General features: G+C 47.1%; 14 protein-coding genes. 4 read left to right on the forward strand and 10 right to left on the reverse strand.

Annotated features, from left to right (window positions below):
* Nucleotides 1–130: 130 nt before the first annotated feature.
* From F0220_RS26980 to uvrB, 3 genes are all read right to left on the reverse strand, one after another.
* The gene (locus F0220_RS26980) at nt 131–343 is read right to left on the reverse strand and encodes a hypothetical protein (RefSeq protein ID WP_017692026.1); all 213 of its coding nucleotides are present in this window, start codon (nt 341–343) and stop codon (nt 131–133) included.
* A gap of 338 nt (nt 344–681) precedes the next feature.
* Nucleotides 682–3,540: an excinuclease ABC subunit UvrA gene (gene uvrA, locus F0220_RS26985; RefSeq protein WP_091013108.1), complete on the reverse strand. Its 2,859-nt coding sequence runs from the start codon at nt 3,538–3,540 to the stop codon at nt 682–684.
* Nucleotides 3,541–4,279: 739 nt separating this feature from the next.
* A complete protein-coding gene (gene uvrB, locus F0220_RS26990; RefSeq protein ID WP_091013102.1) occupies nt 4,280–6,271 on the reverse strand; it encodes an excinuclease ABC subunit UvrB in 1,992 nt (663 codons plus the stop codon).
* A gap of 169 nt (nt 6,272–6,440) precedes the next feature.
* Between uvrB and F0220_RS26995 the strand changes: the two genes are divergently transcribed.
* Entirely contained in the window at nt 6,441–7,238 is a 798-nt protein-coding gene (locus F0220_RS26995; RefSeq protein WP_091013100.1) for a flagellar motor protein, read from the forward strand.
* Nucleotides 7,222–8,064, forward strand: a complete 843-nt coding sequence (locus F0220_RS27000) for a flagellar motor protein MotB (RefSeq protein ID WP_105600062.1) — start codon at nt 7,222–7,224, stop codon at nt 8,062–8,064. Before F0220_RS26995 ends, F0220_RS27000 begins: the two co-directional genes overlap by 17 nt.
* A 113-nt stretch (nt 8,065–8,177) precedes the next feature.
* On the opposite strand, the gene F0220_RS27005 is transcribed toward F0220_RS27000, so the two are convergent.
* From F0220_RS27005 to F0220_RS27020, 4 genes are all read right to left on the reverse strand, one after another.
* Entirely contained in the window at nt 8,178–9,881 is a 1,704-nt protein-coding gene (locus tag F0220_RS27005) for a molecular chaperone HscC (protein WP_105600064.1), read from the reverse strand.
* Between the two features lie 296 nt (nt 9,882–10,177).
* Complete coding sequence (locus F0220_RS27010) at nt 10,178–11,356, reverse strand: ABC transporter permease (protein ID WP_149846822.1); 1,179 nt, start codon at nt 11,354–11,356, stop codon at nt 10,178–10,180.
* The gene (locus F0220_RS27015; RefSeq protein ID WP_105600067.1) at nt 11,349–12,545 is read right to left on the reverse strand and encodes an ABC transporter permease; all 1,197 of its coding nucleotides are present in this window, start codon (nt 12,543–12,545) and stop codon (nt 11,349–11,351) included. Before F0220_RS27015 ends, F0220_RS27010 begins: the two co-directional genes overlap by 8 nt.
* Nucleotides 12,546–12,557: 12 nt before the next feature.
* A complete protein-coding gene (locus F0220_RS27020; protein WP_105600069.1) occupies nt 12,558–13,493 on the reverse strand; it encodes an ABC transporter ATP-binding protein in 936 nt (311 codons plus the stop codon).
* A gap of 212 nt (nt 13,494–13,705) precedes the next feature.
* On the opposite strand from F0220_RS27020, the gene F0220_RS27025 reads away from it, so the two are divergent.
* Nucleotides 13,706–14,917: a sensor histidine kinase gene (locus F0220_RS27025; protein ID WP_105600070.1), complete on the forward strand. Its 1,212-nt coding sequence runs from the start codon at nt 13,706–13,708 to the stop codon at nt 14,915–14,917.
* Nucleotides 14,918–14,938: 21 nt separating this feature from the next.
* A complete protein-coding gene (locus F0220_RS27030; protein ID WP_091013085.1) occupies nt 14,939–15,628 on the forward strand; it encodes a response regulator transcription factor in 690 nt (229 codons plus the stop codon).
* A 91-nt stretch (nt 15,629–15,719) separates the two neighbouring features.
* Here F0220_RS27030 and F0220_RS27035 read toward each other — a convergent pair whose 3' ends face one another.
* The 3 genes from F0220_RS27035 to F0220_RS27045 form a co-directional block, all read right to left on the reverse strand.
* Nucleotides 15,720–17,048 carry a PDZ domain-containing protein gene (locus F0220_RS27035; protein ID WP_091013083.1) on the reverse strand — a complete coding sequence of 443 codons (1,329 nt, stop codon included), beginning with the start codon at nt 17,046–17,048 and terminating at the stop codon, nt 15,720–15,722.
* Between the two features lie 64 nt (nt 17,049–17,112).
* Nucleotides 17,113–18,585: a S41 family peptidase gene (locus F0220_RS27040; RefSeq protein ID WP_074096593.1), complete on the reverse strand. Its 1,473-nt coding sequence runs from the start codon at nt 18,583–18,585 to the stop codon at nt 17,113–17,115.
* A gap of 135 nt (nt 18,586–18,720) precedes the next feature.
* Complete coding sequence (locus tag F0220_RS27045) at nt 18,721–20,001, reverse strand: murein hydrolase activator EnvC family protein (protein WP_091013080.1); 1,281 nt, start codon at nt 19,999–20,001, stop codon at nt 18,721–18,723.
* Nucleotides 20,002–20,145: the final 144 nt, after the last annotated feature.

Consider the following 20,145-nt stretch of genomic DNA (forward strand, 5'->3'; position numbering starts at 1 on the left):
ATTTTAGTAGAGAAGGTAGAATCTTGTTCAATCGTTTCAGTATAAATGAAAAAAACACCCTCCATGTCTCTCTGGAAAGTGTTCGTCTGTACCTCTTTTGGCTTAAATTCCATTCACTTCAGTGGCATTCCTACTGAGCAAACCAACCCGTTATCATCGCATAGTCTGTCATCAGAAATACCAGTAGGCTGACTACTGCAAATCCGATCGCAAACAGATTTTTCTTCGGTGCCCGAAGAAGCCGAACAACTCCGATGAAAATCAGGATCGTAAATAAGATGACAAAAATATCAAATGCATTAAAATTCGACGTACTCGCCGTGGCAGCTTCTGCAAACAGCATGGATAGACAGACCTCCTTACCATAGTTGAACAGCTAACGCATACCCTAATATCTTCCTCTATGTTATCTGTACCCTGCTTGTAATGCAAGCCCTATCATCCATAAAAATGAAAAAAAGACAATTTGGCCGAATATTCCTGTAACGCTCGTCATAATGCATATGTAAACACTTTCACGAAATAACCTTAGTCCGAGGAAAACACTGTGCATAACTCAAAATGAAAAGCCCTTCTTCTCGGAAGCAGAGCACATCAGATCATAATCCAACGTCTTTAACTTTTCGAAAAGAAGGGCCAATACTGCCACTTCATATTGATATAACTACTGGTTAGAGGACCTTAGTCTACTAATTGCAGTGCCTTGCTCCGCTCGGTATCCCGCTCCAGAACCGGCTTCAAGTACTTGCCGGTATAGGAAGCTTCCACTTTAACGATATCCTCAGGTGTTCCGGTTGCAACAATGGTTCCTCCACCGCTACCGCCTTCTGGACCCAGATCAACAACATAGTCTGCCGTTTTGATCACATCCAGGTTATGCTCAATCACTAATACCGATTCCCCAGAATCAACCAGACGGTGTAATACGTTCAGCAAACGGTCGATATCATCGACATGCAAGCCCGTAGTCGGCTCATCGAGGATGTAAATGGTTTTCCCGGTACTGCGGCGATACAGCTCGGAAGCGAGCTTCACACGCTGGGCTTCACCACCAGACAATGTGGTTGCAGGTTGTCCCAGATTGATATAACCCAGACCCACATCCATCAGTGTCTGCATTTTACGATGGATCTTCGGAATGTTCTCGAAGAATTGGGTAGCATCTTCAACCGTCATTTCCAGCACATCGGAAATATTTCTGTTTTTATATTTCACTTCAAGTGTTTCCCGGTTGTATCGTTTGCCTTTGCAGACTTCACAAGGAACATAAACGTCCGGCAAGAAGTGCATCTCGATTTTGATAATACCGTCTCCACGGCAGGCTTCACAACGTCCACCTTTGATATTAAAGCTGAACCGGCCTTTCTTGTATCCACGGACTTTGGCTTCATTCGTCTGAGCAAACAGATCCCGGATATCATCAAAGACTCCTGTATACGTAGCCGGGTTAGAACGTGGTGTCCGCCCGATCGGTGATTGGTCAATATCGATAACTTTATCGATATGCTCCAGACCACGAATCTCTTTATGTTGACCCGGACGTACCCGAGCACGGTTCAGATCACGAGCCAGCGTTTTGTACAGGATCTCATTGATCAATGTGGATTTACCTGATCCGGACACGCCCGTTACCGCAGTAAATACACCTACTGGGATCTTCACATTGAGATTCTTCAGGTTATTTTCTTTGGCTCCACGTACTTCCAACCAACGGTCTCCTACACTTCTACGTTCTGTACGAATCGGAATGAATTTGCGTCCACTCAGATATTGACCGGTCAAGGAGTTCTCATCGTTCATGATCTCCTCCGGTGTACCCTGTGACATGATGGTACCTCCGTGGATACCTGCACCTGGGCCAATGTCAATTATATAGTCGGCAGCCATCATCGTATCCTCATCATGTTCAACCACGATCAAGGTGTTACCAATATCTCGCATATGCGCAAGTGTTGAGATCAGACGGTCATTATCCCGTTGATGCAAGCCAATACTTGGCTCATCCAGAATATATAGCACACCCATCAGGCTGGAACCGATCTGTGTAGCCAGTCTGATCCGCTGCGCTTCCCCACCGGACAATGTTCCGGCAGCACGACTCAGTGTAAGGTAATCCAGACCAACATTCACCAGGAAGCCGAGGCGGCTGTTGATTTCTTTCAAAATCAGTTTGGCAATCGTCTGCTCCTTCTCCGACAATTCCAATGTATCGAAGAATCGGCCAGCCTCACCAATGGACAAACTAGTCACATAGGCCATGTTGTGATCATTAATCGTAACCGCAAGACTCTCGCGTTTCAGACGCTGACCTTTACATGTACCACAAGGCTTCGCACTCATGTAACCCTCAATAAATTCACGGATACCTTCAGATGCTGTATCACGATATCTACGCTCTAAGTTATTCACGATACCTTCAAAGGTAACCAGTGCTTCCTTCCGTTGTCCAAAATCATTCTCATAGCGGAAACGGATTTTCTCCGTACCTGTACCCTGCAACAACTTGTTCATCTGCTCAGCTGGCAGATCTTCGACAGGTACATTTTGCGGAATGTTGAAGTGCTCACATACTGACTTCAGGAACTGCGGATAATAAGTGGATGTGCCACCTGTCCAGGCATCAAAAGCTCCATCTTCGATGGTCTTAGTCCGATCCGGTACGAGCAGATCAGGGTCAACGATCATTTTGACACCTAACCCATCACAATCCGGGCAAGCGCCGAAGGGACTGTTAAATGAGAACATCCGTGGTGCAAGCTCTTCAATACTGAATCCACACACCGGGCAGGCAAAGTTGGAACTGAATCGCAGCTCTTCTTCACCCATAATGTCCACCAGGAGTTGTCCACCGGACAAATTAAGTGCTGTTTCAATAGAGTCGGCCAGACGTGCCTGTACATCATCCTTAACAACGATCCGGTCAACAACGACTTCAATCGTATGCTTTTTATTTTTCTCCAGTTGAATATCTTCTGAGAGGTCACGAAGTTCCCCATTCACCCGTACACGGACAAAGCCCTGCTTGGACACATCAGCAAACACACTCTTGTGCTCACCCTTACGACCCGAGATAATGGGTGCCAAAATCTGCAACCGGGTACGCTCTGGATATTGCATAATGCGGTCAACCATTTGTTCTACGGTCTGGGAGCTGATCTCCACGCCATGATCCGGACAATGCGGATGGCCCACACGTGCAAATAACAGACGCAGATAATCATAGATTTCGGTCACAGTTCCAACCGTGGAACGTGGGTTACGGCTTGTTGTTTTTTGATCTATTGAAATGGCAGGAGATAATCCTTCGATGGAATCCACATCCGGTTTCTCCATCTGTCCCAGAAACTGCCGTGCGTAAGCTGACAATGATTCTACATACCGGCGCTGTCCTTCGGCATAGATCGTGTCAAAAGCCAGCGAGGACTTGCCTGAGCCACTCAGGCCGGTCAATACAACAAAGCGATCACGCGGGATGGTAATGTCGATATTTTTCAGGTTATGCGCTCGTGCGCCTTTAATGACAATGTTATCGCTCGCCAATAGTATTCATCCTCTCAAATTTACTATCCAACCTTTTAAAAGGCTTTTCGATCCCTCCCAAACCCTCCCTTCCAAGGGAGGGCCCCAGAGGGCGCAGCCCTCTGGACACCCGAAACAAGCGGTGCAACGGTGAGGGGTCGGGTCTTGCTATGTGAAGGGTTGTCGTGTGCCCGCGGTTTCTGATAAGATTCCAGCCTATTGCCGGAACCTTATCAGACCACTCTACTGCGAGGTGACGCTCTCGGCTTCGCCTTGGTCGCGGCAAAGTCGCCATTGCCTTTGGCTCGGCTCCAAGGTCAAGAGCGGGACGCTCTCGGCTTCGCCTTGATCGCGACAAGGTCGCCATTGCCTTTGGCTCGGCTCCAAGATCAAGAGCGGGACGCTCTCGGCTTCGCCTTGGTCGCGACAAGGTCGTCATTGCCTTTGGCTCGGCTCCAAGATCAAGAGCGGGACGCTCTCGGCTTCGCCTTGGTCGCGACAGGTCGCCATTGCCTTTGGGCTCGGCTCCAAGGTCTACCAGGCGCTTCTTGGCTCTCAGGGGGACACGACTCCCAATTGCTTTCCTATAAACCTTTTAACCAATTTCAACATTTCTATCAGTATAGACTTGATTTCAAGATTTCAACATCTCTTATTATCGGTAGATATCAACGATTTCCTTACTCAACAAGAGAACGGCCAATTGGCCGTTCTCTTGTTACAGATCCATCTTTACTGGAGCATATGAATGAGCAGTATCTTATTCAGCGCGAAGTTCCAGCAACGCATCACGAAGCTCGGCGGCACGCTCGAACTGCAGGTTTTTGGCTGCATCTTTCATCTCTACCTCTAAGCGCTGAATAAGCGCCTGGCGATCTTTCTTCGACATCTTCTCGGCTGCGCCTGTGAGATAGTCTTTCTTGGATTCGGCAACTTTGGTTGCCTCAATCACATCACGCACTTTTTTGCGAATTGTCTGTGGTGTAATTCCATGCTTCTCGTTGTACTCGATCTGAATTGCACGACGGCGTTCTGTTTCCTTTATCGCCTTATCCATCGAATCCGTCACTTTGTCACCGTATAGAATAACACGACCCTCGCTGTTCCGTGCTGCACGACCAATCGTTTGGATCAGTGAGCGTTCGGAACGCAGGAATCCTTCCTTATCGGCATCCAATATGGCTACCAAGGATACTTCGGGCAAATCGAGACCTTCCCGGAGCAAGTTGATTCCGATCAGGACATGGAAAACGCCCAACCTTAAATCACGTAAAATCGCCATCCGTTCCAATGTTTTGATCTCGGAGTGCAGATAACGAACCTTGATTCCAACTTCCTTCAGATAATCCGTCAGGTCCTCAGACATCTTCTTCGTTAATGTTGTAATCAATACACGCTCGTCTTTGGCAATCCGGTCGTTAATCTCACCGATCAAGTCATCAATCTGCCCCTTGGTTGGACGCAGTTCAATAATTGGATCAAGCAGACCGGTTGGACGGATAATCTGTTGCACCATCGTATCGGTATGCTCAATCTCATACGGACCCGGTGTGGCTGATACATAAATAATCTGATCCATCTTGCCTTCGAACTCTTCGAATTTGAGCGGACGATTATCCAGCGCTGACGGCAGGCGGAAACCATGCTCAACCAATACCGTCTTCCGTGCTTGGTCACCATTGTACATCGCACGGATCTGTGGGAGTGTCACGTGAGACTCATCGACCACAATCAACATATCATCCGGGAAGTAATCCATCAGTGTATATGGGGTATCGCCGCGTTCGCGGAAAGTCAGCGGACCGGAATAGTTCTCAATTCCCGAACAGAATCCAACTTCCTTCATCATCTCGATATCGTACCGTGTGCGCTGCTCCAGTCGCTGAGCCTCCAGCAGTTTTCCCTGTTCACGCAACACTTCTAGACGCTCCTCCAGTTCACGCTCAATGTTCACCAGCGCAACCTTCATTGTCTCTTCTTGCGTTACGAAGTGAGACGCCGGGAAGATGGCAATATGTTCACGTTCGCCAATCAGTTCTCCGGTTAACACATCAATCTCCGTAATTTTCTCGATCTCATCACCGAACAATTCAACCCGAATTGCATGTTCACCCTTGGAAGCTGGGAAAATCTCAACAACATCCCCACGAACACGGAACGTCCCCCGCACAAAGTTAATATCGTTCCGCTGATACTGGATCTCTACCAGACGGGACAAAATCTGATTGCGGGGTTTCTCCATGCCTACCCGAAGTGACAGCAACATGCTTGAATACGAGTGCGGTGAACCCAAGCCATAAATGCAGGAAACACTCGCTACAATGATAACGTCCCTGCGCTCAAACAACGAACTTGTCGCTGCGTGCCGCAGTTTGTCGATCTCTTCATTAATACTTGAATCCTTCTCGATATACGTATCGGAGGACGGGATATATGCTTCTGGCTGAAAATAATCGTAATAACTGACGAAATACTCAACCATGTTATTCGGAAAAAAATCTTTGAACTCACTTGCAAGCTGCGCTGCCAACGTTTTGTTGTGTGCAATAATCAGCGTCGGACGTTGCAGTTGGGCTATCGTCTGGGCGATCGTAAACGTCTTACCCGTACCCGTTGCACCCAGCAGTGTCTGGTACCTCTTCCCCTCCTGAACACCCTTCACCAATTCTTTAATGGCTGCAGGCTGATCACCTTGGGGAGAAAACTCTGACTCGATTTCGAACGTTTTGTCGCTCATTATAATATCGCTCATTGCCGTATCTCACCCTATCGTCTAAAATAATAGTCACTATATATTGTCGAAGTTCCCCGAATTTTCATATGGGAAAACTTATAGTAATAGGAATATTTGTTCCCGTTTAATTATACCTCGTTCGTTTTAGTGATGCAAACGTGAAATGAAGATAGGAGTGGGTTAATTTATGGATATTGCGACACTTATCGGTATTATTGCCGGAATTGCCGCAGTCATTAGCGGTTTTTTGTGGGAAGGCGGTCAATTGTCTGGTCTCCTGCAAAAAACGGCTGCTTTAATTGTATTCGGTGGAACGATTGCTGCTGTGGTTGCCAGTTTCCCGGCGCATCGCCTTCGTACGATTCCAGCTGCCCTGCGTATGGCTTTTGGACGTAACAATAACGAATCAGGCTTGTGGGTTGAAGAATTGGTGGAGATGTCTTCTATCGCACGCCGCTCAGGTGTACTTGCATTGGAACGCAAGGTTATGGATCATCCGCATCCATTTTTGCAAGACGGTATTCAGATGGTTGTTGATGGTACCGATCAGGATGTGGTTCGCCAGATCCTGGAGATGGAGATTGATTCAATTGAACAAAAACATGAGGGCTACGCCAAAATATTCGAATCTGCTGGTGGTTACGCCCCAACCATGGGCATTATCGGAACCGTGATGGGACTTATTCAGGTACTTGGCAGTTTAACCGATCCAACCGGACTCGGACCTGCCATTGCTGTTGCCTTTACCGCAACCCTGTATGGGGTCGCCAGTGCCAATCTTATCTTTTTGCCCATTGCCTCCAAGATCAAATCCAGAGGTGCCGACGAAGTGCAGACCATGGAAATGCTTCTTGAAGGTGTACTTGCCATTCAGAACGGTGAGAATCCCCAGCTTGTACGCAAAAGACTGGAGTCCTTCACCCTTACGCATCGTCAGTCTATACGCCCCCTAGCAAAGGAGGGATTGGATGAGTCGGCGCAGTAAACGGCGCGGAAAACGTGAAACTATCGATCATCGGGATCGCTGGATGATTACTTATGCCGATCTCATAACGCTGCTTCTGATCTTTTTTGTCATCATGTACGCCATGAGCAATCTGGATTCCGGTAAATATGACGTCGTTACCCAGTCGTTACAAAATACATTCAATGCATCTGACTCTGTCCTTGAGCTTGGTGAGGGACTCAGTGAGAAACCCGGACAGACGATTACAGAGACTCCACCATCCGGAATTCAAGGTGAAGATTCTTCAAAAGGTGAAGGAAACCCTTCCGACTCCGGGACTGTAACGCCAGATGATGATGACAAGCCTCTCACAGAACGGGAAGAACAATTCAGATCACAGGAGCAGGAATTGCAAAATCTGTTCAATGTGATTACCCAATATATCGAGGATAATAAACTGGAAAATCAGATTTTTGTTGCGGACAAGCCACAGGGCCTATCCATTACACTTAGTGACCGCTTCCTGTTTGATCAGGGACAGGCCGCTCTGAAGGACGGTGCAGCACCAACACTCAGTAAGCTTGCCAGCTTGTTCCGTGATCTAAATACCGTTGTCAGCATTGAGGGTCATACCGATAACGTTCCTGTCGGAGCAAACTCCGCCTATACCGATAACTGGCAGCTTTCCGGGGAACGTGCACTGTCTGTTTTACGATTTTTTCTGGATACAGAGAAACTTAACCCGGACAGCTTCCAGTATGCTGGATATGCGGATACTCGCCCAACGGGTGACAACACCACAGCGGCCGGAAGACAAAAGAACCGTCGGGTCGAAATAACTGTCTTGCGTCAACTCCAACCTTAATCTTCACTTCTTAAAATGGTCTAATGTTATCTCATCTTTTATAACTATCGAAAAAGCACGATCTCTGTTCCTCTTCGAACAAGACCGTGCTTTTCGTTATGATGTTACACTTCTCACCATAATCGGTGACTGTTTTCAATCTCATCCAACGTCACTTTCAATTTTTCTGCTTCCTTCTTAATTTCACGATCTTCTTGCTGTTTTAACTTCTCTTCAAACTTCAACATGGCATCTAAGATTACCAAACGTTGCTCTGCCAGAGATTCTTCGTATAAGCGTTCTCCACGCGCCACTAAATGCCGGTTTTCCATCCGCTCACGAGGATGTATTTTGATAGACTCCAACTCTTTGAAACGTTGGGCAATCTCTTCGTGGGACAAACCGCTTTCTTTCTCTTCTATGATCGCCACTTTCTTTTCACCCGTATCCACGGAAGACACTTCCACTTCCAAGATGCCATTAATATCGTAAGTAAAGCGAACATCTATTGCCTGTTCCCCCTCCGGTGCAGGTGGTACATTAATCGTCAGTTCACCAAGTTTAATATTGTTTTCGACCAGGCGACTTTCGCCTTGATACACATCAGCTGTAATTTTAGTTTGATTGTGCCTTAATGTACAGTAACGTTGAACCCTGCTTACCGGAACAACCGTATTCCGTTCGATGATTGGGTCAAAAATACCCGATTCATATCGACCTTCACCTAAAGGTTTCGAGATGGAAATCCCTAAAGTATATGGACATACATCTGTCAGAATAACTTCCTGCACATCCGCATGGCGAGCTTTCATAGCAGCTTGAATTCCCACGCCAATGGCGATGGCTTCATCCGGATGCAAGTAATTTGCTGGCAGTCTGCCAAATAATTTACCCGTAAACGAGTAGATTACAGGCATGCGGGTTGCTCCTCCAACAAGAATAACGGCATCCAATTCATCGAGTTGCACGGCGGCATCACGGAGCGCACGTTCCACAGGCTTTTGCAACCTGGCAAGCAGCGGCTTCGCTAACTGTTCAAATTGGGTGCGATCAATGCTCACCTCTTTCACACCATCTTCAAGTGTCAAGGTTATCGTTCCTTCACGCCCTTCGCTCAATGCCTGCTTGCATAGCTCTGCCTGTTTCCAAAGCGCCATCTGTGTCTTGTCAGACAGATCATTCTGCTGAATTTGGTGATGATTCAAAAACCAATGCGTAATCAGTTCGGTAAAATCCTCCCCTCCCAGAAAGTTATCCCCTGCTACTGACTTCACTTCCATAATTCCGTCAAACAATTCCAGGATGGATACATCAAAGGTTCCACCTCCAAGGTCAAAAATGAGGAATTTTGTCTCTGGTTTCTGTTGATGCAGGCCATACGCAATCGCTGCGGCGGTTGGTTCACTGAGCAGTCGATCCACTTTAATTCCTGCCAGTTGTCCAGCACGTTTGGTCGATTTTCGCTGAGTATCATTGAAATATGCTGGCACACTGATAACAGCCTCTGTTACTTCAACACCTAAATAGGCTTCGGCATCCGCTTTCAAAGATTTCAAGACAAAGGAGGATAACTCTTCAGGCAAAAATTGATATGTACCCAAACTAAACGTTCTGTTTGTTCCCATGTATCTTTTAAATACAGATGCTGTTTTTTCTGGATGCGTGATTAATCGCTCTTTGGCAATCTCCCCTACTAAAATTTCCCCATTGTCGTCCACACTCACCACTGAAGGTGTCAAACGATTCCCAAGAGCATTCGGGATAATAACGGATTCCCCGTTGACCCAGCATGATACCAAACTATTTGTTGTTCCAAGATCTATTCCTATTATTGTCATAAAGCTTCTAACCCTCTTTCTGTTTAACATCTACACTTGCTATAGAAGAGACCGCGCGCTGTTATGCGCCGACTGCAACATATCATACGTGACAGATCGTAACCTGTCTAGTTCAGCCCTACACAAATAATCTACCATAGATTTAAAGCAACAGAACATAGGTATAACTCCATACAATGAAGTACAAGTCTAGTGTATAAATAAATTCAGTCAAATCATCTGTTTCACTGAGCCCTTAATATAAAAGAACCGAATGCCCCCTTATGCATTCGGCTTCTTCAAAATTAGTATTTACCTTATGCCTCTACTCCTGGCTGGCTAGGGCGTAGAATCGCAGAACCAACCGTCAGCAAAATGGCAGCCATGCCAAACAAAATCAATAGTGGCAATGTGATATCCGACAATGTACCACCAGCAGAGATCGTTTCCACCGCCTGAATCGCCCATTTCTGCGGAACAAAGTTGGCGAGCTTTTGCATATAATCTGGCATCAACGAGATCGGCCAGAAACAACCACCTATCATGCAAGTTGGCATAATGACAAGTGAATTCAGCATGTTGGCATTTTTAGGATTACGGATTAATCCGGCCACGGTACTTGCGATCCCCATGGAGACCAGCATGAATGCGGCCAAGATGATGAAATGAATGCCAAAAGGAATACCGGCATCATAATGCAGCAGCCACCTGCTGACTCCCAAAACCATAACAATCTGAATCATGCCAATGACAAAGCTTCCGAGGAAATTACCAAGCGCAATCTCATATGCACGGACGGGTGCCGTATATACTCTGGCCATCGTACGTTTCCTGCGATCTTCCATGATCATAGCCACTGCACTGGTCAGCAGTCCCATCATAAACATGATTGTAAATCCAGTCACATTGTTCAGGCCTGGCTTGGGATAGATCTGCAGATCGGTGACTTCACCAGCAACCTGATGTTCTCCTATCTCCTGTAAAAGTTGTTCAAAGGGCTTCTGTATACTCGATAGTATGTCCGTCTCACTTGAGACAGGACCTGCCGCCACCTTAACAGCTGAAGCAGATTGTAACAATCCGCTCGTCAAACCTTCAACTGCTTCTCGTAGGGTATAGGAACTTTCACTTATACGCAGTTCCACCAATTGAATTTCGGTTGGCTTTCCTTGTAACAGATCCTCCGTATAATGTGCCGGAATGATGATGCCAGAACTTCCTTTTTGCTGAGCGATGTCTTCCTTCACTTCTGCTTCATTTGTCATCGGCTTGAGCAGGTACTGCTCGTTGCCAGCAAGTTCTTGAATCATCCACGCTCCTGCTGACCCTCCATCCTCATTGACATAGGGAATAACAGTACGTGTAATCTGCTCGCTTCCAAAGAGAGCAACCGCTCCTGTAACCACCAAGCAAGGCAGAAGCAGAAACGTAATGAAGCCCATTTTACGGCCAAGTGTACGTCTAATCATCAACCAGGCGATGTGCAGACTATTCATATCGGTATCCTGCCTTTCTATAGATCATTCCTGAGATAAGCAGTAATACAGCGCATACCACGCCTAACATTAAAATGTTATACACAATCTCTGCTACAGGTGCATCCAGCATCATTCTCAGGAAAGTTTGAAGCGCCCAGTGGTTAACCGTAAATTGGCTAAGCCGTTGTACAAAATCAATCGGAATGGGCATGAACCCACCACTGATGAATGTCATGGCAACGATGATACCTTGTAAGGTTGCACTGGCCGATGCCGTGGTTTTGCATACCAATGCCACAATCACGCCAAGAGTCATGGATGCCAGTGTAATGAATACACAAGTCAGCACAATATACCAAGGATGGGTTCCCCAATCCACACCGTAGAGCCAATATGTCATAAGGATAATCGTTGTTGCTTGTAAGAAAGCGAGCAGACTATTACCTGCAATTTTGCCAGCGAAAATGACTCCGTTACCTATCGGCGCAGCCTGAAGGCGGATTAACGTTCGGTTATCCCGTTCTCCGAAAAGGCTGGTGCTGGTTGTCATGCCTGAGTACAACATGAACATTGCCAGCATGGAAGCTGCATAGTATTGGGAGGCACTATACGCCGTACCTGTCTTACCGGGATTAGTGACAGCAATGGAGGTGGAATTCACCATACCAGACTCCGAAGCAGAGGCCATGGCAGCAATCACTTCCGGACCGAGCACTTTGGTAATCGCCATCTGTCGGTTCCATTCATCCGTAAAACGTGTGAACAAAGTTTCACCCAAGGTATTAAGTGTGTTGTCCTTTCCCCGTATCCACTGTAACCTGGCCTCTTTCCCCATCATCACGTTTTGCTCAAAATCCGAAGGAATCATTACAGCAAAGTCCAGCTTGTCGGTACGCAGCGAATGAACGGCCTCTTCTTCAGTCGTAAAGTTCTGCACCTTGACCATCTCAGCCACTTCCGGGGATTCAACGAATGTATCCAGCGCTTGATTAACCGTACTTGATCCTCCGCCTGAATCAGTGCTCAAATGGATGATTCCCACACGTACAGTATCCGGAATAACATCCTCCGCCGTACCCATCGTACTGGAAAGTGCCGTGCCCAATATAAAAATCAGTAACAATGGCAAAATAAACAGGTTTAACACCACAGATCGAATCTTAAGAATACGCCTTAATTCAAAGATGCAAATATGCCATATATTCATCTCTTGTTCCCCCTAGTCCCGAAGCGTACGCCCGGTCAGATTGAGGAACAACGTTTCCAGATCCGGCTCTTCGACCTTGAGAGACTGAATGGATACTTCATGTTTGCTGCAAATGAAGAGCAGATCCTGGAGATCCTGCTGTGCCGAAGGCAGCGTAATGGTCAGTGTATTCTCTGAAACGTCTACCATCCGCACGCGGGGGTGAAGTTTCAGTTCTTCCACAACGTCGGGACCGATACCGGAAGTGGAGAGCACTACTTTTTCCTCCGATGCTACCCGTTCTCTCAGCTCTGCTTCAGTCCCACAGGCAATAATTCGCCCCTGATCCATAATCGCAACCCGGTGACTAATCGCCGCCACTTCCTCCATGTAATGACTTGTATATATGATCGTTGAACCCATCTTGTTAAGTGTGCGTACCGATTCAAGAATATGATTTCGAGATTGCGGATCAATGCCAACTGTCGGTTCATCCATGATAATGAGATCCGGGCGATGTGTAATCGCACATGCGATGTTTAACCTGCGTTTCATACCGCCAGAGAAGGTCGAGGGGGCATCCTTTGCTTTATCCTGCAACCCTACAAATTCAAGAGACTCCTGCACTCTTTCCTTAAGCAATTTTCCACGCAGTCCATACAGTCTGGCAAAAAAAGTCACATTCTCCGCAGCAGACATGGTTTCGTATAAAGCCAGATCCTGCGGAACGAGTCCGATCTTGCGCTTTACTTCAAGTGGTTGCTCCTTGACCGATATCCCATCTAATCTGATTTCACCCTGATCCATATTCAGGAGCCCTGCAATCATGCTGATGGTGGTACTTTTTCCTGCTCCATTGGGACCAAGCAATCCAAAAATTTCGCCTTTGCCAACACTAAGGTTCAAATGATCCACGGACAGCTTGCTGCCGTATCGTTTTACTACATGATCTACTTCAAGTATGCCCATCCCTTTTACGCCCCTTTTCCGTTTCGGCCTTCGCCGCTGGATTTCATAATTTTATTGTAACGGATCGCACTCTGTAGCGAAGGTACGAAAAGTCATGAATCGAAGGTGACTTAAGTCATCTCCTGATTCGAATGCTGCTTATGGTATAATCAAGGGCGCATTACCGAGAGATTTTCTAACTCCATTTTTTATATAAAGGATGTCATTTACATATGCCAATGCGGTTTCTGCAATACGGATTAATTATCGTTCCAGCCGTACTGTACCTGTTGATGCTGCCCTTGGAAAACGAAGCCGTCTACACCCTGTATATCATCATCGCGCTTGGACTCTCCGTGTGGAAAGATTTCAACCGTTCAAGTACACAGCAATGGCTGTTGCTTCTGGCCGAAATACTCTGGAGCTGCTGGCTGATTGCTTCATATGGACCATTTATGTTTTTCCTCTCTCTCTCCGTGCTCTACGTGTATATATACAGACTGGAGGGAAATCGGAGATGGTTGATGTTTGCCATTCAGCTTGTCGCTAACAATGTCGCTTTGCATTGGCATTATTCTGACTCACAGGCGCCGCAGCCAGGGTTAACCACACTAAATACAACCGACATTACCTTACTCTCCACAGAGACAACTGCGATGGTTCTTGGCAACCTGCTTCTACTTATCACAGCGGCTCTGTCCCGGCAGGGATCAAGAACGGCGAGCAGCCGCGGACAACTGGAACAAATCTATGACGAACTTCGCAGCAAACATTACGAGCTCCAAGAAGCGCGTGCGCAGCTGCTGTTATTTACAAAGCAACTTGAAGGAGTGGCTCAGGCAGAGGAACGTACCCGTATCTCCAGACAGCTTCATGACGATATCGGGCATCGACTGATTCGCACCAAAATGATGTCGGAAGCCGCCCTGTTGACCCTACCTCTCGATATGGAACAAGGAACGGAAATGGTGAGACAGATTCGCGATCAATTGGCCGATAGTATGGATGATTTGCGCAACACACTACACAAACTGCAACCGAATTCCTATGCATCCGAAGCCTACGCCCTGGATCGTCTTCTCGAGGAAGTGGGTAGAGATACTGGCGTGAAGACAAATTATGAAGTTCATGGCCCATCCCATGTGCTGTATCCCAGCATACAAATCGTTCTGTTCAAAAATGCCAAAGAAGCCTTGACCAATGCCCTGCGACACGGAAATGCTTCTTCGATCACTGTGGAGTTGGTATTCGGGGATCAGGAAGTCTGTATGAGTGTAAGTAATGATGGCAAAATCAATCCCCATTCTTCCAAGCGAAATGGCATAGGACAGGAAGGCATGCTTCTGCGCACACAAATGGTGGGAGGAGTCCTGGAGATTCAATCTGCTTATCCGTATACAGTGATTACACGCATTCCATTAACGAACCAGATGGATATACTCTGAAAAAAGGAAGTGAATGTTCTCATGTCCGAACGTAATGATGTGAACAACAAGAATGATTCAGGCCAGCTCCCACTTATTCGGCTGATTCTCGCAGACGATGATTACTTCATTCGTGAGAGCCTGAAAGTGCTGCTCGGACTGGACTCCGGCATTCGCGTTACAGGTACAGCCTCAAATGGACAGGAAGCGTTGGAATTGCTTGAAGCAGGGACGCCTGCGGACGTGGTTTTAATGGATATTCGGATGCCGGAATGTGATGGAGTTGAAGGTACCAAACGCATCAAGTCACGTTTTCCTGAAATCCAGGTGCTCATGCTGACTACGTTTGACGACGATGAGTATATTATTCAGGCATTACAGGATGGAGCAAGCGGTTATTTGCTCAAAAATGTTCCACCCGAGCGGATCATTCAAGGCATCAAGACCGTACATAATGGTGATATGTTAATTCATCCAGATATTGCTCGCAAGCTAACAGGACTTCTTCGTCCTGCTACGACTCCCCTGACACAGAATCCAATCGAAGCCTATGGACTGACACGTATGGAGCTGGCGGTTGCCGAGGCCATATCGGAGGGTTTATCCAATAAGGAAATTGCCGCCAAATTGTTCCTCAGTGAAGGCACGGTCAAAAACTACGTCACAGATATTCTCGGCAAGCTGAGCTTGCGTGATCGGACTCAAATCGCCATCTTTATGCTAAAACAATAACAAAAAAGGTATTTCCCTTGCCTGCGACGGCGCTCGGAAATACCTTTTTCATTGCTTGATGTATGCAACATACTTCATCACGTATGCTTAGTTACATCTCTATGGATCCTTTATCACTGGCCACAGGGGCTGGCGGTAACGCCAATGGGGCTTCGTCCCTTTGTGGTTTTTTCAAGCGGGCAAACAATTTGAGATTGATGATATGGAACAGCGTCAGTGGACGTAACCGAATCGCCCAGACCTCGTGATTGTCCGGTGCCATAATGACCCCAAGCTGATGATGCTCCCCTTCATAGATCGCTCGTTGCATGAACTTGCTTTCTCCTTGGTGATTTCGCACCTCAAGTTTGCAAAAAGCCGGGTTCATCCGCAGGGCACGATGTAACTCTTCTGGTGAATGAACCAACTTACCGTTCACCTTGTACAAGGTCTCTCCTGCTTCAATCCCCAAATCTGCAGCAGGACTCTCCGGAATAACAGCCAATACCTTCAGCCCATGCTGCGGATGGACAAATACCGGACTCCGGTTTTGCTCTTCAAACGCGCTGTACCATACCAGAAATTCATGTCCAATAAATGCAATTAGCGCAGCAACCACCATGAGTGGAGACCACCATGCAGCAAGCAAGCTGAACACGAGCAAAGTTGCCCCGTATATCATCAACCGCTTTGATGAGATCTGCACCTTTTGTCCCGGAAGCATACTCTGCGTTATCTCACCAAATCCGAGCATGATGGGCAATGCAACCAGCATATAACTATGTCCTGCATTCATCAGTGGATTCCATGCCAGCTCCGCGCCACCTCCTGTGACGGGAACAAGAATCAGTAGAGGAATGGCCCAGAACTGTTGCAGTTGATATCCACCAACCAGTTTCCCACGTTTCCCCTCGAAGAGAAGTGGTGATGCCATCGATACCCCCTGCATGCGTACCAACAGGGCTTCACCCATATGTAGAAGCGCCGCTAGGACAAGCAGTGCAGGCATATCCAGGGCACGAAGCGTTTCCGTGATAGTGCCCATCCAACCGGATGGTTGCCAGCCTGAAGCCAGATTCAAACCAAATTGCACCACACCCAGCAACCCGGCCGCGTAGGCAAAGCACAGATACCGGATACGGAACAAGGATAGAATTAATGTTGCAGCCCATATGCATATGAGACTTCCCAGTGTAAGATGTGCACCAAGGAATAGGGACAAGATCGAGACAATGGTACCGATGAGTATGCCTCCGAGCACCGCACGAATCGTCTGTGTTATCGAGCTTTGCAAACGGACATGAAACAATTTACGCTCCTGCAGTAACTGACGATGATAGATCAGCGCAATCAGGATCACCGCAATATAATAAAACGGCTGAATAAACAACTGCAACAAAGCTTCCCCTAATGTAGTTAACCACGGCCATACCCATTCCATTGTGGTCGGTCACCCCTCTCTTTCAGCCGATTCAGAAAAAAAGAAGGCTGAAAATCAGCCTTCTTTATGGCTTCGACACAGCGGACGAAATATCCTTTGAGACATTTTCGATCGCGCGTTTCAGCTGTGCATCATATTGAGGATTGGCAATACGTTCAATCAGAGCCGCTTCCAGTGATTCAGCGGTTTTCTCGTCAATCTGGCCTGTAGCCTGAATGCCTTTTTGCTTCTGGAATGCCTTGACCGCTTCTTCTGTCTTCTGGTCGTAGTATCCATCCACACGATCCGGTTTGAAATCGAGTCCTCTCAGCATCGTCTGCGCACTTTTCACATCCGTGCTATTGCTGTCATATTTAAGTGGTAACTTCTCTTTGTTAATCGGTGCCACCGAGAAATAATCCGGCTGGTCTACCGCAATATCCGGTTTGATTCCTTTTTCATGAATCCAGTCTCCGTTCGGAGTGAGCCATTTGGCAATGGTGATCTTCAGCAAGCTGCCGTCACCCATTTGCTTGTCATAACTCGTCTGCACGGTTCCTTTACCAAAGGAGTTCTCACCAATCAACTTCGCACCTGCTGACTGTTGTAATGCACCGGCCAGAATCTCCGACGCGCTCGCGCTACCTTTGTTCATCAGGACTGTGACTGGATAAGCTTTAGCTGATCCATTGGATTTACTTTGTTCCTTTTTGCCGTTCTTGTCTTCAACTTGCACAATAACCTTGCCTTTAGGAACAAACTGTTCAGCAATATCAATAACGACTTGCAATACACCGCCTGGGTCATTCCGTACGTCGATGACCAGACCTTTCATGTTCTGCTTCTCGAGCTTCGCCAACTCTTCCTTGAAGCGATCGCCTGTATTCAAAGAGAATTGAGTAATGGCAATAACGCCAATTCCGCCATCTTCCATGTGAGCATATACGGTTTCCAGATCAATGTCATCCCGTACAATCACAAATTCAATCAGCTCGGAAGATCCGGCACGTTTGACCTGTACCTTCGCTTCACTGCCCTTGGGACCTCTGATTTTGTTGACAGCCTTGTTCAGTTCCAAACCTTGCAGGGATTCGCCGTTGACTGACATAATCATGTCTTTGGCACGAATACCCGCTTTCTCGGCAGGTGATCCTTTGATTGGGGAAACAACAACAACGTTTCCATCCTGTGAGGATACCTCTGCGCCAATACCGGTAAATGAACCTTCGATCGACTCTTCAAACTGAGCAGCCGTTTCCTGCCCCATATAGTTGGAGTACGGATCACCAAGCGATTCCATCATGCCGTTGATCGCACCGTCAATCAATTTGGTCTGATCCACGTCTTTATAATAGTTGCTTGAGATCAAATCCATCGCAGTTTCAATCTTTTTCAAATCGTTCTTCTGCTGTGTATTGCCGGTTACACTAGCCAGCAAACCTTCGCCAGCTGTGGTTTGGTTTGCTATTCCCGGGTAAGTCATTAGTACCAGGGTTAGCAAACTACCACCCAGGAGACCCACAATGACAAGCAGTAGCGCCGATCTTTTCTTCATCATCCGTTTGTCACCGCCTTTAGTTTTGAAGCGTGTCCGATTCCATTGTTGCCAGAATCCATTCCCTGAACATGCCAGCTTATTATATGTCTAGCTTGTACGGAATATGTTTTTTCCATTCGAACGATGGAGCAATAATTACAAATAGTTCATCGGATTTACAGCGGTACCGTTATCTCTCACTTCAAAGTGCAAATGAGGTCCAGTAGAGTTCCCTGTATTTCCTGACTCAGCAATGGTATCCCCTTTGCTTACTGTGTCTCCCTTGCTGACTTTGAATCCACCTTCGCGCAAGTGACCATATAACGTCCATAGTCCACCGCCGTGGTCCACAATAACCGTATAGCCATAACCGCTATACCATTCAGCCATGATCACGATTCCGCCAGAAGCAGCGTGAACCGAAGTTCCCTGAGGAACAGCAAAATCGACACCTGCATGCATCTTACCAACTACGCCCGTAATTGGATGGGTACGGGGGCCGAATCCAGAAGAAATACGTCCTCCAGATACTGGTTTTGAGAAGATACCATTACCGGATGAATAGGTAACCTCACTGCTGCTATCCGAGCTGACTCTGGTTGGTGCCTTGGCTGCAGCTTTCGCCCGGGCAGCAGCTGCGGCTTTTGCTTTAGCCGCTGCGGCTGCCTGCTGTTCACGCAATTTATTTTTCTCTTGAAGAAGGGCCGAACGTTTGCTGGCAATCTGCATTAACACATCTTCCTGCTCTTGTGTCAGCTCTTCTGACTCTTCAATTTTAGCATCATATGAAGCGAGAAGCACTTGCTTTTCCGCTTCTTTTTCATTCAATTGGGACTTGCGCTGTTTCTTCTGTGCATACAGGCTCTTGGCTTCCGCATATTGCACATCCAATTCTGCCTTTTTGTCCACGACCAGTTGCTTGTCCGCTTTGTGCTCATCCAGCAGATGCTGATCCTGGTCCACAATCGTTTTGAGTGAATCCGCACGGGTCAGGAAGTCAGTGAAGCTAGTAGAGGACAACAATACATCCAGATAGGATACAGCACCGTCCGTATACATCAGGCGCACGCGTGACTCCAACAATTTTTCCCTTGCAACAATGCGTTCTTCTGCCGCTTGCAGATCTTTTTTCGTTGTACGGAGATCTTCCTCCGTGTTCTCGATCTGCAAGGATACACTCGCCAGTTCATCACTAACGACATTGATCTGTTCCATGACAACCTTCAGATAAGCGTTGGTTTTGTTCTTGTAATGCTGTGCTTCCTTTTTGTTGGAAGCCGCTTTTTTTTGCTCCTGCTTGGCAGAAGCCGCCTTGCTCTCCAGTTGCTGAATCTGTTGGTCAATATCGCTGATGCTACTCTTGGCATATCCGTCAGAAGGTTGAAGCGTCAAACTGGCCAATAACGTAAAGGCCAGCAGCGAAGCGGTTTTTTTCAAAATGATGATCCCCCATCCTATGATTTCACAAGAAAGCAACCTGCACAGGTGGTGAACAGCATGTTCTTTGCTTTCTTCAATCTTAAAAGACTCCGTCTTTCCTACATATCGTCAAACAGCGTCCATTAATGAACCTGCTTTACC

The sequence above is a fragment of the Paenibacillus sp. 37 genome, from assembly GCF_008386395.1.
GTDB classification, from domain to species: Bacteria; Bacillota; Bacilli; order Paenibacillales; family Paenibacillaceae; genus Paenibacillus; species Paenibacillus amylolyticus_B.

Coding starts and splice junctions, on each gene's coding strand:
- F0220_RS26980 (WP_017692026.1), bottom strand. CDS start 343: ATGCTGTTTGCAGAAGCTGCCACGGCGAGTACGTCGAATTTTAATGCA.
- uvrB (WP_091013102.1), bottom strand. CDS start 6,271: ATGAGCGATATTATAATGAGCGACAAAACGTTCGAAATCGAGTCAGAG.
- F0220_RS26995 (WP_091013100.1), top strand. CDS start 6,441: ATGGATATTGCGACACTTATCGGTATTATTGCCGGAATTGCCGCAGTC.
- F0220_RS27000 (WP_105600062.1), top strand. CDS start 7,222: ATGAGTCGGCGCAGTAAACGGCGCGGAAAACGTGAAACTATCGATCAT.
- F0220_RS27005 (WP_105600064.1), bottom strand. CDS start 9,881: ATGACAATAATAGGAATAGATCTTGGAACAACAAATAGTTTGGTATCA.
- F0220_RS27010 (WP_149846822.1), bottom strand. CDS start 11,356: ATGAATAGTCTGCACATCGCCTGGTTGATGATTAGACGTACACTTGGC.
- F0220_RS27015 (WP_105600067.1), bottom strand. CDS start 12,545: ATGAATATATGGCATATTTGCATCTTTGAATTAAGGCGTATTCTTAAG.
- F0220_RS27020 (WP_105600069.1), bottom strand. CDS start 13,493: ATGGGCATACTTGAAGTAGATCATGTAGTAAAACGATACGGCAGCAAG.
- F0220_RS27025 (WP_105600070.1), top strand. CDS start 13,706: ATGCCAATGCGGTTTCTGCAATACGGATTAATTATCGTTCCAGCCGTA.
- F0220_RS27030 (WP_091013085.1), top strand. CDS start 14,939: ATGTCCGAACGTAATGATGTGAACAACAAGAATGATTCAGGCCAGCTC.
- F0220_RS27035 (WP_091013083.1), bottom strand. CDS start 17,048: ATGGAATGGGTATGGCCGTGGTTAACTACATTAGGGGAAGCTTTGTTG.
- F0220_RS27040 (WP_074096593.1), bottom strand. CDS start 18,585: ATGATGAAGAAAAGATCGGCGCTACTGCTTGTCATTGTGGGTCTCCTG.